Origin of the sequence: Christiangramia marina, assembly GCF_048285865.1 — a bacterium.
GTDB classification, from domain to species: Bacteria; Bacteroidota; Bacteroidia; order Flavobacteriales; family Flavobacteriaceae; genus Christiangramia; species Christiangramia marina.
In genome coordinates, this window is sequence record NZ_JBLVTK010000003.1 from 489,618 (window position 1) to 506,989 (window position 17,372).

The 17,372-nt window shown below is 40.1% G+C and carries 19 protein-coding genes; 5 read left to right on the forward strand and 14 right to left on the reverse strand.

The features are described from left to right. Positions 1–173 precede the first annotated feature (173 nt). On the reverse strand, positions 174–1,166 hold the full coding sequence (trxB, locus tag ACNKXS_RS13060; RefSeq protein WP_295181966.1) for a thioredoxin-disulfide reductase: 993 nt from the start codon (positions 1,164–1,166) through the stop codon (positions 174–176). A 156-nt stretch (positions 1,167–1,322) separates the two neighbouring features. Here trxB and ACNKXS_RS13065 point away from each other — a divergent pair, with 156 nt between their 5' ends. From ACNKXS_RS13065 to ACNKXS_RS13080, 4 genes are all read left to right on the forward strand, one after another. Continuing rightward, the gene (locus ACNKXS_RS13065; protein WP_295181969.1) at positions 1,323–1,961 is read left to right on the forward strand and encodes a trimeric intracellular cation channel family protein; all 639 of its coding nucleotides are present in this window, start codon (positions 1,323–1,325) and stop codon (positions 1,959–1,961) included. A 106-nt stretch (positions 1,962–2,067) separates the two neighbouring features. Next, complete coding sequence (locus ACNKXS_RS13070) at positions 2,068–2,715, forward strand: LytR/AlgR family response regulator transcription factor (RefSeq protein ID WP_417921221.1); 648 nt, start codon at positions 2,068–2,070, stop codon at positions 2,713–2,715. 154 nt (positions 2,716–2,869) lie between these two features. Next, complete coding sequence (locus ACNKXS_RS15520; protein ID WP_470272113.1) at positions 2,870–3,637, forward strand: hypothetical protein; 768 nt, start codon at positions 2,870–2,872, stop codon at positions 3,635–3,637. Positions 3,638–3,641: 4 nt separating this feature from the next. Further along, positions 3,642–4,166, forward strand: a complete 525-nt coding sequence (locus ACNKXS_RS13080) for a nuclear transport factor 2-like protein (RefSeq protein ID WP_417921222.1) — start codon at positions 3,642–3,644, stop codon at positions 4,164–4,166. A gap of 138 nt (positions 4,167–4,304) precedes the next feature. On the opposite strand, the gene ACNKXS_RS13085 is transcribed toward ACNKXS_RS13080, so the two are convergent. The 8 genes from ACNKXS_RS13085 to ACNKXS_RS13120 form a co-directional block, all read right to left on the reverse strand. Next, complete coding sequence (locus ACNKXS_RS13085) at positions 4,305–4,718, reverse strand: DUF6691 family protein (protein WP_417921223.1); 414 nt, start codon at positions 4,716–4,718, stop codon at positions 4,305–4,307. 3 nt (positions 4,719–4,721) lie between these two features. Continuing rightward, positions 4,722–5,279 carry a YeeE/YedE family protein gene (locus ACNKXS_RS13090; RefSeq protein ID WP_417921224.1) on the reverse strand — a complete coding sequence of 186 codons (558 nt, stop codon included), beginning with the start codon at positions 5,277–5,279 and terminating at the stop codon, positions 4,722–4,724. A gap of 64 nt (positions 5,280–5,343) precedes the next feature. Then, positions 5,344–6,249: an NAD(P)-dependent oxidoreductase gene (locus ACNKXS_RS13095; RefSeq protein WP_417921225.1), complete on the reverse strand. Its 906-nt coding sequence runs from the start codon at positions 6,247–6,249 to the stop codon at positions 5,344–5,346. A 66-nt stretch (positions 6,250–6,315) separates the two neighbouring features. Beyond that, positions 6,316–7,857 carry an acyl-CoA carboxylase subunit beta gene (locus ACNKXS_RS13100; protein ID WP_417921226.1) on the reverse strand — a complete coding sequence of 514 codons (1,542 nt, stop codon included), beginning with the start codon at positions 7,855–7,857 and terminating at the stop codon, positions 6,316–6,318. Positions 7,858–7,882: 25 nt separating this feature from the next. Continuing rightward, positions 7,883–9,325 carry an acetyl-CoA carboxylase biotin carboxylase subunit gene (gene accC, locus ACNKXS_RS13105; RefSeq protein WP_417921227.1) on the reverse strand — a complete coding sequence of 481 codons (1,443 nt, stop codon included), beginning with the start codon at positions 9,323–9,325 and terminating at the stop codon, positions 7,883–7,885. A gap of 31 nt (positions 9,326–9,356) precedes the next feature. Further along, complete coding sequence (locus tag ACNKXS_RS13110; RefSeq protein WP_417921228.1) at positions 9,357–9,842, reverse strand: acyl-CoA carboxylase biotin carboxyl carrier protein subunit; 486 nt, start codon at positions 9,840–9,842, stop codon at positions 9,357–9,359. A 210-nt stretch (positions 9,843–10,052) separates the two neighbouring features. Then, a complete protein-coding gene (locus ACNKXS_RS13115) occupies positions 10,053–11,393 on the reverse strand; it encodes an MBL fold metallo-hydrolase (RefSeq protein WP_417921229.1) in 1,341 nt (446 codons plus the stop codon). Positions 11,394–11,423: 30 nt separating this feature from the next. After that, complete coding sequence (locus tag ACNKXS_RS13120) at positions 11,424–12,296, reverse strand: sterol desaturase family protein (protein ID WP_417921230.1); 873 nt, start codon at positions 12,294–12,296, stop codon at positions 11,424–11,426. A gap of 167 nt (positions 12,297–12,463) precedes the next feature. Here ACNKXS_RS13120 and ACNKXS_RS13125 point away from each other — a divergent pair, with 167 nt between their 5' ends. Then, complete coding sequence (locus tag ACNKXS_RS13125; RefSeq protein ID WP_417921231.1) at positions 12,464–13,462, forward strand: aldo/keto reductase; 999 nt, start codon at positions 12,464–12,466, stop codon at positions 13,460–13,462. Positions 13,463–13,492: 30 nt separating this feature from the next. Here the strand turns inward: ACNKXS_RS13125 and ACNKXS_RS13130 are convergent, their stop codons facing one another. From ACNKXS_RS13130 to ACNKXS_RS13150, 5 genes are all read right to left on the reverse strand, one after another. After that, positions 13,493–13,903, reverse strand: a complete 411-nt coding sequence (locus ACNKXS_RS13130; protein ID WP_417921232.1) for a hypothetical protein — start codon at positions 13,901–13,903, stop codon at positions 13,493–13,495. Between the two features lie 131 nt (positions 13,904–14,034). Continuing rightward, a complete protein-coding gene (locus ACNKXS_RS13135) occupies positions 14,035–14,736 on the reverse strand; it encodes a nitroreductase family protein (protein ID WP_417921233.1) in 702 nt (233 codons plus the stop codon). A 7-nt stretch (positions 14,737–14,743) separates the two neighbouring features. Beyond that, positions 14,744–16,150 carry a coniferyl aldehyde dehydrogenase gene (locus tag ACNKXS_RS13140; protein WP_417921234.1) on the reverse strand — a complete coding sequence of 469 codons (1,407 nt, stop codon included), beginning with the start codon at positions 16,148–16,150 and terminating at the stop codon, positions 14,744–14,746. Positions 16,151–16,222: 72 nt separating this feature from the next. Then, on the reverse strand, positions 16,223–16,834 hold the full coding sequence (locus tag ACNKXS_RS13145) for a class I SAM-dependent methyltransferase (protein ID WP_417921235.1): 612 nt from the start codon (positions 16,832–16,834) through the stop codon (positions 16,223–16,225). A 2-nt stretch (positions 16,835–16,836) separates the two neighbouring features. Continuing rightward, the coding region (locus tag ACNKXS_RS13150; RefSeq protein WP_417921236.1) for a DUF2231 domain-containing protein at positions 16,837–17,372 on the reverse strand (536 nt) is incomplete at its 5' end.

Below are 17,372 nucleotides of genomic sequence, written 5' to 3' on the forward strand. Positions count from 1 at the left end.
AAAGGATGATGGCGAGTATAAGAAGAAAGTTGACAGAGCCGATGGTTCAGAAACAAAGATCAAGGTTGACGATGGAGAAGTAAAGGTGAAGACCGACAATTAAAATTCTAAGTTAGTATCAAAAAAAAAAGTCCCGCAATTGCGGGACTTTTTTCTTTTATATGGTACCTGAATTAAACTGTTTCAGGTCTTGTTTGCGGCTTTTGAATATCTTCTTCAGTTTCGATCTCAGCAAGATATCTTTCTGCATCCAGTGCTGCCATACAACCTGTTCCAGCTGCGGTAATCGCCTGTCTGTAAACCTTATCCTGAACATCACCGGAAGCGAAAACACCTGGGATATTAGTTCTGGTAGTCTTACTCTCAGTAATCACGTAACCAGTTTCGTCCATATCTAACCAACCTTTGAAAATATCGGTATTGGGTTTATGTCCAATAGCAACAAAGAATCCTGTAATATCGATTTCTTCCTTCTCACCAGTCTGGTTATTCACCATTCTAAGTCCTTCTACTACCTGCTCACCTAAGATCTCATCTACTTCTGTATTGTAACGAAGGTCAATGTTCTTGGTAGTTTCCACACGGTGCTGCATTGCTTTTGAAGCTTTCATATAGTCCTTACGAACCAGCATGGTCACTTTATTACAGATATTCGATAAGTAAGTAGCTTCTTCTGCAGCGGTATCACCACCACCTACGATGGCTACATCCTGGCCTTTATAAAAGAACCCGTCACATACTGCACATGCAGATACTCCTCCACCTCTAAGCTTTTGCTCACTAGGTAGACCTAAATACTTAGCAGTTGCCCCGGTAGATATGATCACACTTTCAGCTTCTATCCAGGTCTTGTTATCTACAAGAGCTCTGTGGATCCCGCCTACTTCTTTAGAAAAGTCAACTTCAGTGATCATTCCAATTCTCACCTTTGTTCCAAAACGTTCAGCCTGCTGTTGCAGATCCATCATCATTTTTGGACCATCTATACCTTCAGGATAACCTGGAAAATTGTCAACTTCTGTGGTAGTAGTTAACTGTCCGCCTGGTTCCATTCCGGTATACATAACTGGTTTCATATCTGCCCTTGCGGCATAGATCGCTGCGGTATAACCTGCAGGACCTGAACCTATGATCAGGCATTTTATTCTCTCGATAGTATCACTCATATCTTTTGATTTTCTGTGTTATAAAAGTAGGTAGTTTGCACTAAAACTTACAAAAATAGATATTAACTTAATCTATATCTAAATAGGAAGCTAAAATAAGCGCGAAACTATCACACAATCAGGCAAATTTAAAAGATAAAACTACCTTTGCCAAGTATGGAAATAAGTTTGTTTAGCATCCTGGATATCCTTGGTACGATCGCATTCGCGATTTCCGGTGCTTTATCTGCCATGAACCGTAGACTTGATCTCTTCGGAATCTTTATTATTGCCTTCGTTACAGCGATTGGCGGTGGAACTGTGCGGGATATTCTAATTGGTGATACACCAGTTACCTGGATGGAAAACATTATGTACATATACCTTATAGGTGTCGTAACAATTCTGGCGATCATCTTCAGAAATAAGCTGAACTATTTGAAAAAATCACTTTTTCTATTTGATACTATTGGACTTGGTGTTTTTACCATTACCGGAGTAGAAACCGGAATACAGAACGGGTTGGATCCTATCATATCTGTTGCACTTGGAGCTATGACCGGGACTTTTGGAGGTGTGATTCGGGATATTCTCTGTAATGAAATCCCGGTGATCTTTAGAAAAGAAATCTATGCCACTGCCTGCCTTATTGGTGCACTTGCCTATGTTACACTTTACGACCTGGGAATGAATACCGACGTTATTTACCTCGCTACGGCGCTTACAGTGATTAGCATAAGACTGGTCGTTGTCAAGTATAAGATCACGCTTCCCTCCTTCTACCCTACTTCTCCCGGAAGTTCAAGAATAAGATAATAACCATCATACCTCTCTGATTATCAATAGTTTCAGTATATTTATAGTATACTTTTATTGAATGACCAGGCAAGCGAAAATCATTATTGTTGAAAAAAATATTCCCATGGCCGCTAAGTTATCTTTACGGCTTAACAAACTGGGCTATCAAATCACAGGTATATTCTCAACAGCAAAGGATGCACTCCATTTTATAGAACAGGATGTCCCCGATCTTATTCTCATGGAAGATCATCTTAAAGGTCAGCTGAATGGGTTTGAATCCAATCCTTCGAAAGAAGAACATTCAGTATTGTATTTTAACGGAGGTAAAACAAAATTTCTTCAGAAGATGATTTTCAATAAACTGAAAGATCAGAAACAATTCTTCAAAGAAGAGATTTCAGAATCGCTTGATAGACTAAGAAAGAAGCCACCGAAAACAGACTGTCAACTTATTTTGAAAGACCGCATCTTTGTTCGATGCCATGATACGATGGTACGAATTTCGCTTGATGACATACATTATATCGAAGCAGATCGAAATTACTGTAAGGTATATTTACGGAATAAGAAATTTCTTCTGGTTTGTTCCCTGAAAGAAGTCAATGACAAAATTACCGATAAACGTTTTTTACGAATTCATCGATCTTATATCGCCAATCTCTCTCATATCGATGAGATTGGAAGCAATCATGTCCTCATTGCATCTCGATCGCTTCCACTTAGTAAAAATATGAGAACGGAGCTTTTTCAACATTTACAGGTAATATAGCCCTGTATCTTTATCCCGCCATTTTCCAACATTTTTTCTTCGGAAACTTTTTAGCTACGCCCGGACATTTTTTGGTTAGTTACGTCCAAAACGCACTCATCTACAATGAATTACTCCCTAAATTCATATTTATTAACCATAAAAACCAGACCAAATGAAGTTACTAAGATCCTTTTCGATTCTCCTGGCTCTTGCGCTATGTTCAACAAGCCTATTGACAGCTCAAGGTGATAATTTTCAAATGTTTGTAGTGCATGAAGATCACGTGAAAGACGGTATGATGGACAAGCATATAGAAGCCGATAAAGCCTTGCTGAAAGCTGCTAAAGAGCATAATATGGAAGGCATGGAATGGCTGGCATTTCAGGCCGATGATAATCGCGTAATGTACCTTACGGAAATTGACAATTTTGCTGAACTGGATAAGAATCCGTTCAAAGACCTGCAGGAAAAAATGGGCGAGGAAGCTTTCGAAAAGCTATTTGAGCCATTTGCTGAAACTTTTACCAAACACGGAGATTATATTCTAAATCTTGACAAAGAGCATTCATATATGCCTGAAGGTATGGATCAAAGTATGGAAGGAATGAATTACAGAGAGCTTGTATTTTACCATATTCCTCCGGGAAAAATGGATAAAGCTGTAGAGATGGCTAAAGCTGCCAGGAAACTTTATGAAGATAAAGATTCAAAAGCTTACTACCGACTTTATAGAAGTGGCTTCGGAACTATGGATTCCTATTTTATGGTAGCTGTATCTGGTAAAGATGCTGCCTCCGTAGAAAAAATGAGAAAAGAGAATGGAGAATTACTTGGCGAAGAGGGTGAAAAACTGTCTTCAGAAATACAGAAAGTCTTCTCTAAACGTGAAGTTGTTACAGGACATCTAAAACCTGAAATCTCTTACAAGGCTGAAAATTAAGATTATGAAAAATTTATTCCTTTTATTTTCATGCATATTTCTACTTATTTCCTGTGATCAGAATAATAAGGAGGAAGAAAAGATCCGGTACACGCAGGATTCAGAACAGATTAATACATTTAAAACTGTGCTGCAGAATTATGAAAACGGAGAATGGGATGAGTATAAATCCCACTTCGCAGACAGCGTAGAACTTTTTTATAATAGTCGGGAATCAATAGATGTATCTGCCGCGGTAGCCATGCATAAGCAAAATAACTCGGCACTTTCTTCCTATGATTTCGTAGATTCTGAGAATGAATTTGAAATGGTAGTGACAGATGCCGGGGAAACCTGGGTTAATTTCTGGGGTGAATGGGAAGGTACGATCGCAGAAAACGATTCAATGATCGTGATCCCGGTGCATATAACAGCCAGATTTGAGGATGGAAAGATCGTAAAGGAATATCTCTATTTCAATAATGCCGGGATGAACGATGCTCTTAGAATGCTGGAAGAATCCCGAAGTATGCAGGATTCCATCGAATAGCAATTTCCAGGAAAAAACTGTAAAACTTCTACAGGAGTTCTTTAGCACAGCCCAGCTTCGATAGCTGTAAGAAATCCAAATCAAAAAGCTTGCTGAAATTTTAAATTTCAGCAAGCTTTTTTATATCGTGTCTATTGATTAATGTGGAAGTTTATCGCGCAATAGCCCGTAAACAAAGGTTCCAAGCATCGCTGCCAGGAAAACAACGATCACAGATACATATCCTGCACCAATGAGCGTGTAAATTGGTCCCGGACAGGCTCCGGCAAGCGCCCAACCCAATCCAAAGATAATTCCGCCATACATATATCTACTAAGGCTTTTTTCCTTTGGCTGAAAAGTGATTGGTTCACCCTGAACATCCTTCATTCCTTTTTTCTTGATCAATAACGTTCCAAGAACACCAATGACCAAAGCAGAACCAATGATCCCATACATATGGAATGACTCGAATCTGAACATCTCGTAGATCCTGAACCAGGAAGCTGCTTCAGACTTGAACATTACGATACCGAACATGATTCCTATGACTAAATATCCTACTACTCTCATCTCTTAAAAAATTAAAGGGAACAACACATGGATCATAAATAATCCACCTATAAAAAATCCAACAACAGCGATCAACGAAGGCAGCTGTAAATTACTAAGCCCTGAAATGGCATGTCCAGAAGTACATCCACCAGCCCATCTAGCACCAAAACCTATCAAAAATCCTCCAATAATAAGGATACTAAGCGCTTTCCAGTCTGTAAGTGCTTCTAAACTATATAATTCATCTGGAAGATATGCCTCACCTGCACTGGCAAATCCCAGTTCATTAAGGTTTGCGACCGTATCTGGATTAATGGCCACTGCAGGATCTACTGTCAAAAAGTTCATCGCAATAAAACCACCAATGGCGGCTCCAACAATCACCACAAGATTCCACTTTTGAGCTCTCCAGTTGAAATCAAAAAAGCCGGCAGATTTATCTGCTCCACAGATGGTACATAAAGTTCGAAGATTTGAAGACATTCCAAACTGCTTCCCCATAAAAATGAGGAGAAACATAATGAGTGCGATAAGCGGGCCAGCCACATACCAGGGCCATCCCTGAAAAATTAGATCCATAATTATTTTTTATTGATTGCAAAGATGCGAGAAGTACACCGATAATTAAGTAACAATGGTTACACTATCCTTCTTCACAAAAGTCTGCCAGCTTTTGTAGAGTTTTATCAGAAAGCCTTACAAGAGTTTGTGAAGACCAGCCTGCACTTTTATCGTGGGCGATAACGTTGTCTTGTTTCTGTATTTCTTCGGAAAGCTCTTTCCCTCCATCGCTATCGAAGATGCCAAAATTGGACTGCTGCGCTATCCAGTTTCTGAAGCTGTCCAGTTCAAAAGGAAGACCAAGGCTGGTATTGATGATGATCTTAGAATCTCCAAACTTCTGAAAATATTCCGAAGTCATTACCTGAGTATTTTTTGGCAAATGAAAGCTCAGTACATCACAGGTTTCCACTAGTTCTGGTAATTCAAGATAAGTCAAACCTTTCTCCTCGTAATCCTCTTTCCTGGTATTGCTATGATAATAAAGATCTGCTCCAAACGGCTTTAAGCAATCTGCCAGTAGCTTTCCGGTAGTCCCCAGACCTACGATCCCAATTTTAAGATCGGTTAGCTCCCGGGGCATGTGTTTCCATTGTTTACCAGAATAGCCATTTAATAACTGAATTAATTCAGAAATTATAAATTCAGCTACACCAGGATCTCCATAATCACGAATCCCGCGTACTTCGATCCCGCGATCCCGGGCGAAATTCACCGCAACATTTGCCGATTCATCGTCATAAAGACTACAAGCCATTCCTATATATTTTAAGCCCGAACAGGACTCTATGACCTTTTCAGTGATTTGAGTATGCCATGATACGATAATCGCTTCTGCATCGCCAATCCTATCTATAATTGTCTGCTCATCTTCCGGGTAATCATCATATACCTCTACCCCGTTTTCTGAATATTGCTTCAGTTTATTTATGGACTCCTCGTTCATTTTTGTATGGTCTACCAGAACGATCTTATTGAATTTCATCATTTTCAAATTTCAGTAAAAAATAAATGCTGAATTCCCATTCAGCATTTATAAGTAATTTGACATTCCCTATAACGGAATATTACCGTGTTTTCTATCCGGTCTTAGAACCGCTTTATTTTCAAGTGCACTAAACGCACGTATCAACTTTCTACGCGTATCCTTCGGCATGATCACCTCATCGATAAAACCACGTTGTGCAGCTTCAAAAGGAGTGGCGAATTTTTCAGCATATTCAGCCTCCTTTTCTGCCAGTTTCTTTTCCGGATCCTCTGCCTGTGAAATCTCTTTTCTAAAAATAATTTCCGAAGCTCCCTTTGCTCCCATTACGGCAATTTCCGCAGTTGGCCAGGCAAAGTTAAGATCGGCTCCAATATGCTTGGAATTCATTACGTCGTAAGCACCTCCATACGCCTTCCTGGTGATCACCGTAACTTTTGGAACTGTCGCCTCACTGAATGCATATAATAATTTTGCGCCGTGCAGGATGATCCCGTTCCATTCCTGATCTGTTCCCGGAAGGAAACCTGGTACATCAACCAGCACCAATAGGGGAATATTAAAGCAATCACAGAACCTGGTGAATCTCGCTGCTTTTTTGGAAGCGTCTACATCCAGAACTCCCGCAAGACTCATAGGCTGGTTTGCAATGATCCCGATACTACGTCCTCCAATCCTGGAAAAACCAACAATAATATTCTCAGCGTAATCTTTATGAATTTCGAAGAATGAATCCTCATCTATAATACCATGAATTACTTCATACATATCATAAGGCTTATTAGAACTATCTGGAACAATACTTTCCAGGATCTCCCTGTGTTCATCACCTAATTTGAATTCCAGCTTTTCTGGTGCGGTTTTGTTATTCTGCGGCATATAACTTATCAACTGCTTGATATTTTCAAGACAAATAATATCGTTGGCAGCAGTCACGTGCGTAACCCCGGATTTTGTAGAATGCGTGCTGGCTCCTCCAAGTTCTTCGGAAGTCACCTCTTCATTCGTTACCGTTTTAACCACGTTTGGACCGGTAACGAACATATAGGAAGTATCCTCCACCATCAGGGTGAAGTCGGTCATAGCAGGAGAATATACAGCTCCACCGGCGCAAGGTCCCATGATAGCTGAAATTTGAGGAACTACGCCCGATGCTTTTACATTTCTGTGAAAGATATCAGCATAACCACCCAGAGATTTTACTCCTTCCTGGATCCTTGCTCCTCCTGAATCGTTTAATCCAATAAGCGGTGCTCCAACCTTTACGGCCATGTCCATGATCTTACAGATCTTCTCGGCATGGGTTTCTGAAAGTGAACCTCCAAAAACCGTGAAATCCTGTGCAAATACATACACCAACCTGCCGCGAATTGTTCCATAACCTGTAACAACCCCATCACCGTAGAATTTCTGCTTTTCCATTCCAAAGTCGGTCGTACGATGAGTCACCAGGATACCGATCTCCTCGAAGGAATTTTCATCCAGAAGATAATCTACGCGCTCTCTTGCGGTAAGTTTCTTCTTTTCGTGTTGCTTGGCTATTCGTTGCTCACCTCCACCCTTGTGGGCTTCAGCAATCTTTTCTTTTAATTTTTCTAGATTCTGACTCATTCGTATGATTCTGAATTATATAGAATTAGTTTGAAGGCAGCCTTAGCTGTTCCTTATCATTTAAATATTGTTTGAGCGCCAGTAATGCTGCCAGTCTGGCTTCCTGTTCTGTTTCCTCTTTCAGCGCTTCCGGCGAATAATATTTCTTAACGAAATGGGTGTCAAAATCACCGCTTCTGAAAGCATCATGCTGGAAAACGAATTTTCCGAAGGCAAGTGTCGTTGAAACACCTTCCACTATATAATTATCGATCGCTTTGATCATTACCTCGATCGCTTCTTCCCGGGTTTTACCATAGGTCACCAGTTTCGCAAGCATGGGATCATAATAGATAGGTACTTCCATTCCTTCTTCAAAACCATTATCCATTCGAATTCCTACACCCTGCGGAATCTGATATTTCTCAAGGGTTCCCGTACTTGGCATAAAATCTTCCAGAGGATCTTCAGCATAAACGCGGAGTTCCATGGCGTGTCCTTTGATCTTTAAGTCATTCTGAGTAAAGGCAATTGCCTCCCCACGAGCGATTCTGATCTGCTGTTCAACAAGATCCACACCCGTTATATATTCGGTCACAGGGTGTTCTACCTGTAATCTTGTATTCATTTCCAGGAAGTAAAAATTCCTGTTTTCATCGAACAAGAATTCTACAGTACCAGCACCTACATAATCACAGGCCTTGGCAACTTTTACTGCTGCCTCACCCATTTTTGCCCGCAAGTCATCGTCAAGAACCACTGAAGGTGCTTCTTCCACAACTTTCTGGTGTCTACGCTGCACGCTACATTCTCTTTCGAACAGATGTAAATAGTTACCGTGAGTGTCAGATAATACCTGTATTTCAATATGTCTAGGAGAAGAAACGTATTTCTCGATAAAAACCGAACCATCGCCAAAAGCAGATTCAGCTTCGCTAATCGCTCTCTTCATCTGGTCTTCCAGGTTTTCTTCTTTCTCAACAACACGCATTCCTTTTCCTCCACCACCGGCAGAGGCTTTGATAAGAATTGGAAAACCAATATCTCTTCCAATTGACTTTGCTTTTTCAGTATCGGTAATCGCTTCATCTATCCCGGGAACCATAGGAATATCGTAGGCTTTTACCGCATCTTTCGCGGCAAGCTTACTTCCCATTACCTTGATCGCCTTACTACCAGGACCAATCCAAGTAATGCCATTCTTTTCTACAGCTTCTGCAAAACCTGCATTTTCACTAAGGAATCCATACCCTGGATGAATCCCGTCCACTCCAAGGTGTTTAGCAACTTCAATGATCTTATCTCCTTTAAGGTAAGATTCGCTGGATGCCGCAGGTCCAATGCAAACTGCTTCATCTGCAAACCGAACGTGAGGTGCGTTTCTATCTGCCTCAGAATAAACTGCAACCGTATCTATACCCATACGTTTTACAGTTTTCATTACTCTAAGCGCGATCTCGCCTCTATTTGCTACTAATATTTTCTTCATATTTCTAATCCTGAAATTTTGAATATTATCATTATTCCATTTCGATCAATAACTGATTCTTCTCTACCGTATCTGCCTTGCTTACACTAACAGATTTCACCACGCCATCTCTGGGTGCCGTAAGTGTATTTTCCATTTTCATGGCCTCAAGAACCAGCAGATAATCACCTTCTTTGACCTCATCGCCTTCTTTTACATTTACTTCCAGGATAAGTCCTGGCATAGGTGCCTTGATATCGTTTACTTGCTGAGAGCTACCTAAGGAAAGTCCCATCTCCTCTATCAACTGGTCCAGATCGTTATTGATCCTTACCGAATAGATATTTGAGTTGATTTTGATGTCATATTTTCTGTGAAGGAAATCTGGTTTAAAGACTTCTGCGGAAAAGGAACGATTATCTTTTAAGATATGATAATGTGCTTCTGAAGTTTTCTGGGTATCCAGTGCAGCGATCTCTTCCTGGCTGAACTCGAACTCAAAATCTTCATTTACTTTAACCTTGTATTTTTTTTCCATAAATACGTTTATGTATTGATTTTAACCGTAGGAGCGTAAATATAGAAAAATTAAAAAGCAATTTCTATTGCTGAAATATCAAAAAAAGCCCAAAATTCTTAAACTTTTATCTAAAGGCTTCTCGATTTGAAGCCGAACATTAAAAATTTCACAGCTTTACATAAAAAAGCCCGGGAATTTCCCAGGCTCTAATTTTGAATTTAGTTGCTATTATTTAAATTCCTTGATGTCCTCACTAAGGTCATAAACCCGGGTGGCTTCAAAGATGTTTTCAAGAATACTACTACCTGCAGCAGATCTATAACCTCCGGCACAATGAACCACTACCGGTTTGTGTGAAGGGATCTCGATATGTTCCTCTCTAAGTTCATTTAAAGGAACAGCGATCGCATCTTGGAAAAACTTACCTTCATTCACTTCGCTGGTATTTCTAATATCCACGATGGTGTAGTTGTTCTGGTTGTTTTTGAAATCTTCGAGATCAAATTCCCTGCTTTCTACTGGAAGATCTTCTCCAAGAGTGTAAACACCCCTGATCTGTTTTTCATAGCCGATCTTCGCAGCTCTTTCCAGTACTTCTTCCAGTTGGTCTACAGATTCTATAACCAGGTAAAAAGCTTCTTCCGGTTTTACGATTGCACCTAACCAGGTTTCGAACTTATCCTTTTCTGAACGGCACATGATATTAATACTATTAGAAAGATGACCGTTTTTAAAAGTTTCTTCATCCCTGGTATCTACTACCAGCATATCTTCATCTTCTTTCTCAGTCACATAAAGACGTACTTCGTTAGCCCATTTGGTACGCTGTACATTCTCAGGTCCGGTTTTGTTCAGATCTACATCAAAACCAAAATAACTAGGTATGAATGGCTGATCCTTCAGTATTTCCTCAATAAACTCTTCTTCTGTCTGTTCTTTAAATGCCCAGTTGCCCTGTCTTTCATTTCCAAGTGTACTGGAAGAATCATCGCTCATGTTCTTTCCGCAGAGAGAACCTGCACCGTGAGCAGGATACACCAAAGCATCATCTGGAAGATCTGTGAATTTATTCTTGATCGTGTGATACATATCACTCGCCAGTTCCTTTCGTTTAGCGGTCATATTCCCAGCCTTTTCACGAAGATCTGGTCTTCCCACGTTTCCAATGAACAAAGTGTCACCGGTAAAAAGTGCAGTGTCTTTGTCCTCTTTCGCAACTATCGTAATACTATCTGGTGAGTGCCCTGGAGTATTGATCGCACTAAAGGTGATCTTTCCCATTTCAAAACTGTCACCATCATCAAATCCCTGGTGAGGATAATCTGCTCCCACCATCTCACTGGTATAAATAGTCGCACCCGTTTCCTGGTGAATTTGCATATGTCCGCTAATAAAATCGGCATGTGGGTGTGTTTCAAAAATAGCCACGATCTTAGCATTCTTGGATTCAGCATAAGAATAATACTGCATCGGGTTTCTGGATGGATCAACCAGCGCCATTTTACCTTCACTCACAATCGCATAAGAATAATGTGCCAGTGGTTCGTCTTTAAATTGCTTTATATCCATAATATGATCTTTATTTATTGTTCTTAAATTTTATTTTCTTCTGAAAGGATACAGGGTCTGACTTTTAAAAGTCTCCGGAAAATTTTCATCTCCATGAAATCCTAATTCTATTTGTTTTCCATTCTTCGGAATATAGGCGGTACCAAAGAGATAATCCCAGATACTAAGACTTAATCCGAAGTTCATTCCGAAGGGTCTGTCCTTTGGCAATTCTTTACTGTGATGCCAGATATGCATTTTTGGATTATTAAAAATGTATCCCAGCGGTCCGTAGCCCCAACCTAGATTCGCATGATTTAAATGACCTACCAATACCGCAAACATATGTACCACGAAAAACTCCTGTATCCCAAAGCCAATCATAGCCAGTGAAATATATTGTACAGTTTTATAGATAATGGTTTCCATAAAATGAAACCGGAACTGGGCCGCAAAACCCATTTGCTTTACACTATGATGTACCTTATGAAACTCCCATAACCATGTCCTGCGATGCAACTGCCTGTGCACGTTCCACTGAATAAAGTCGGCGATCACGAACATGATAAGTAATTGCGTCCAGGCTGGTAGTTGATCTATTTGAAAAGCAACAATATTATTGATCCCGAAAAGTCCCAGAAAATCATTGAATATCTCGACGGCGACATTACTCAGCGCATTATACCCAATAAGCGAAAACAGGAAAAAATTGAATACTATATAAAAAGAATCGAGCCAGAATCCCTTACGTATTGGTTTTTGCTCTTTTCTCCAGGGGATCAATACCTCTAACGTCCAAACCATAAGGGACAAACCTATAAGCCAGTAAAAATAACTGGTCCATGTAGGACTGGTGATCTCGTTCCAGAGGTAATTTGCGTACCCTGAAAAAGAACTCTGGATGATCTCTAGATATTTCTCCACTTTCATTGCCTTACAAAAATAGAAATATCTTGTGGGATAGGAAGTAACATTGGTTACAGTTGTTTTTTGAGAACCTTAACGTACGAAAACCTTGTATGTTAGAGTGCGTTAAACATCCCTTTCAGGCTATAGCTTTTGCTTAATTTTATACTGCTAAAAAATGAATTATGAGTAGAGAAGTTTTAAAACAGAAGTTTGGACTAGGTGGTGTAGCCATTGGAAACGGTTTCAAAGTACTTAGCGATAAAGAAGCAGAAAATACCCTTGAAGGAGCATGGAATGCAGGTGTACGTTATTATGATACCTCTCCATGGTATGGATTGGGATTAAGTGAACGAAGATTTGGACATTTTCTGCATAACAAAAAACGTGAGGATTATATTCTTACGACCAAAGCAGGCAGATTACTAAAGGCTAATGGAAATAAGCCGGAAACAATGTGGAACGAACCTGCTCCATTCGATTATGAATATGACTATTCTGCAGAAGCTGTAAGAAGATCTGTGGAAGACAGTTTACAAAGACTGGGAGTTGAGAGCATAGACTATGTATTTATTCATGATCTTTCACCAGATCATAACGATGAATATAAAGATGGTACAACCTGGCTGGATCATTTTGAAGTAGCAAGAACTGGCGCGATGCCAGAACTTACCAGAATGCGTGAAGAAGGAATAATTAAAGGTTGGGGGCTTGGAGTTAATACCATAGAACCTATAGTAAAGACCCTGGAAGAGACAGATGCAGATCCTGATCTGTTCCTTTCTGCTATTCAGTATTCCATGATCGATCATAAAAAATCAATCGATGAATTATTTCCCGTGATCGATAAACACGATGTGGGACTTATTGCTGCAGCACCATTTAGTGCTGGTCTGTTATCAGGACAGAAGCGCTATAATTATGGTGGGGAAATGCCCGATGATAAAGTAAAGCAGTTAAACGGAATGAAAGAGGTTGCAGAGAAGTATAACGTGGATCTAAGTAAGGCTTCCATTCAATTCTCTTATGCTCCTAAAGTTGTAAATACTGTGCTGGCAGGTGCCAGTAAGCCGAAGCAGGTAGAAGAAAACATGAAAGCTTTCGATACGAAGATCCCATCAGGTTTCTGGCAGGAGCTTAAAGAGAGGAACCTCATCGATAGCAGATGTGAAACTCCAGAGTAAAACTCAAACCCCGGCATCGAACGGGGTTTTTTATTTTTGTTCCAGCCTTAAGTAATAGTTCCTACCAAAGCTTAGGAAGAATATCAAATAGCCGAGTAATACCATTAGGATCACCCCAAGAACGAGGCTGTTATAATCGTATTTTAAATACAGAAAGAAATATAATATTGCGATAAGCATCGCAGAAGGCATAAAAAATTTTGACATCACAAAACCTGAAACCTGGACATGGATACTTTCATCCTTACCCAGTGTGAAAGCAAGCGGCTGACTACCGCACCAGTCTATTTTCGCTTCCAGACTATATACACCTGGCGGGACCGTATACTTCTTTGTTTCATGATCGCCTATATCACCAATCTTTGTTCCATTAAGATATAGCTCAAAATTTCTCATTTTATTCGCCCATTCTGAATCACGCTGTATGTATATAACTGGCATTTAAATGATTAGTTTAGGTTTTGTAACAAATGTTACTTTCGGTTTTTGAGCTTTCATCTACATTGCAAGCGGTTAGATTTTACAGGTTTTTAAAATTGAACGCCGTATCACCCTACAGATACGGCGTTTTTTTATTCGTAAAACTCTGTGATCTGTGATAGCGTTTTTCGCTCAATATCCGGTACCAGCGCGTTTTTAGCAGCATAACCTATCGGCAATAATAAATAAGGTCTTTCATTCTTTGGCCGTTTGAGAATTTTTGAAAGAAAGTTCATAGGGCTGGGTGTATGCGTCAAAGTGACAAGTCCGGCATTATGAATAGCAGAAATTAGCATTCCGCAGGCGATCCCAACCGACTCATTTACATAGTAATTCGTAAGTTTTTCATCTTTAGATCCAATTTCATAGGCTTCCTTAAAAACCACTATGATCCAGGGGGCGATCTCTAAAAACTCCTTATTGGTATCGGTTCCCAGTGGCGCAAGATCCTTCAGCCATTGTTCGCTCATCCTGATACTATAATTAGCCTGTTCTTCCTCTTCTGCAGCGATTCTTATATCTCTTTTAATTTCTTCGGAAGAGATCGCACAAAATTTCCAGGGCTGTTTATGTGCTCCTGAAGGCGCCGTTCCAGCAGAAAGAATCAATTGCTCAATAATTTCTTTCGCTACCGGTCGAGCTGAAAAATGTCTAACCGATCTTCGAGCAGAAAGTGCTGAATAAAACTTTCTGGCTCTTAACAGCATTTCGGCTTCAGTAAACTCTTCAGAATATAAGGGGATGTGCGGAAATCCGTTTACCTCAACTATTTTCTTTTCTAATTTTCCTTCCATAAAAATTTTAAACTTTGCTAATATCTCCCATTACACCTATTAGTTTCTTTTTAATATCGGTATAAGGCGGATGCAGAATATCTGTTGCACCGAATTTCTTCTGTTGCATGACTGCCCGCTTTTTCGAGAAGGTTTTAAAACCGTCAAAACCGTGATAGTGCCCCATTCCGCTTGCTCCCACTCCACCAAAAGGCAACCTGTGTTGCGCCAGATGGTAAATAGTATCATTAATGGTCACTCCACCTGAAAGCGTGAATTTTAAAAGATGATCTATACGATCCTGGTTATCATCAAAATAGTAAAGTGCCAGAGGTTTCGCATTCGCGTTTACATATTCGATTGCCTGCTCCACAGATTCAAGGTTTAATACGGGCAATAGCGGACCAAAGATCTCTTCCTGCATGATCTCCATTTCATCGTTGACGCCAATGACCAATTTTGGAGTCATCATTCCTTCTGGTAACTCATTGGTTTCGCACAATTCGATAATTTTGGCACCTTTTTGTTTAGCGTCTTCGAGTAAAGATGTTAAACGTTTAAAATGTTTATCGCTAATGATATAGGAATACTGTTTGTTGTTAGCAATATCTGGATAGAACTTTTCTACTACCTGTTTGCTGTATCCTAAAAACTTATCATTTAAATCTACAGGCATAACCAGGTAATCTGGTGCGACACAGGTTTGTCCTGCATTAAAAAGTTTGCCGGCAAGGATCCTTTTTGCGGCTAGTTCCAGATCGTAGGATTCATGAATGATCGCCGGGGATTTTCCACCAAGTTCCAGAGTGACCGGTGTAAGGTTTGGTGCCGCTGCTTCCATGATCAATTTTCCCACCCGGGTGGAACCGGTAAAAAATAGATGATCAAATGGTAGCGAAGAAAAATCTTTGGCAAGCTCTGCATTACCAGTAACACAGTGGATATAAGAAGAGTCGAATGTCTTATTGATCAAATCCTTTATCACTTCTGCCGATGCCGGTGCAATCTCCGAAGGTTTGATGATCGCATGATTTCCAGCGGCTATTGCGTCTACCAATGGACTAAGCGTTAATAGAACCTGGTAATTCCAGGCGCCCATGATGCCTACAGAACCCAGGGGTTGGAATTGATAGTAAGCAGTAGATGGTAAAAGAAACCACGAACTGCGAACCGATTTTCTTTTCATCCAGCTTTTAAGATGTCGTCGGGCATGTTTAATCTCATCATGTAAAGGAAAAAGTTCAAGAATGGTTGTTTCTTCAGAGCTACGATGTCCAAAATCCTGAGAAACGGCTTCTATCAATCGTTCCTGGTTTTTTTCTACCATTTCTGAAAGACTAGCTAAGGCCTCCATTCTTTGTTCGTATCCTGGAGGTGATTTTGTAAATGCCTTTTGCTGAATTTTTAGTAGATCTGATAGTTCTTGTGCAGTCATAGAGTAGCCTTTAAAATTGAAGGAACATTCTAAATTTAAAATTTTCTATGAAAATGCAACTGGCTTCGCTCTTTATTTTCTTCTGAAAAGCCCAGTCGAAAAATTCTGTTTTGCTCCCCAAGGAGTTGTATGATCCCGATTCTCGAGCCTTACCGTATCAAAATCTGGTTCTAAAAGCTCCTCGAGATCTGAAGTTGCATATTTCCTGATCGCGATTCCACTACATTTATCGGGTCCGTTTTCAGAAAAAACTGATAGAAGACAATAAGCGCCAATTTTTAAAGAATTCTTCAAAACTGAAACGTAATCCTCTACCTGCTTATCTTCGGTAAGAAAATGCAGAGCCGCACGATCATGCCAAAGTTCGAAGGATGTATCTGGTTTAAGGTTTGTTACATCAGACTCTATCCAGTTAATTTTTTCAGCTTTAGCCCCTAATCTGTTTTGCGAATCCTGCAATGCTTTTGCTGAAATATCCAGCACATGAATGTTTGCATATCCCAATTCCGATAAATGATCTACCAGAAAACTATTCCCTCCTCCAATGTCAATGATATTCGCTTCAGGTGAAAGGCCCAGAGACCGGATGATCTCAAGGCTGTATTCCGGCTTTTGCTGGTACCAGCTCGTTTCTTCAAACTGTTTGGTATTGTAAATCTTTTCCCAGTGTTCTTTTAAATCCATTTCTAATTAAATTCTGCACAATTTTCAGAAGGAATATTCACGCCTGCGGCTTGCTGGTAGACCAGGCTTGCACCCAGATGACCTACATAGGCCAGGCAAGCAGAACCCGCCACTAAAAGCAGGACAACCACAAGATTAGTCAGTTTATTCCTGAAGCTTTTGAAGTAATGTAATACTATCTCCAGTAAAAGCCCAATACTGAATAACCAGGCGGTGGTATAGGCAAAGTTTTCGTGATCTTTTAAAATAGTTGGATCACATAATTTACGTGAAACGATCCCATCTGCCAGATCACCGGTATAAATAGAAATCCAGATCCCAATAACTCCCAGGATTAGTAAAAGTCGGCCACCAAAATGCCAGGTTTCTCTTCCAGACCATAGACTCATGATCTTAAAAAGGGTGGCCAGTAGCAATAAAACTATTGGAAAATGAACGGACAGAGGATGAAAAACCTCTGTCCGCCAAAATTCTGGAATTTGAGTTTCCATTATTCCATGATTTTTACTGAAATAGGATCCAGTCTTTTCCCATTCTT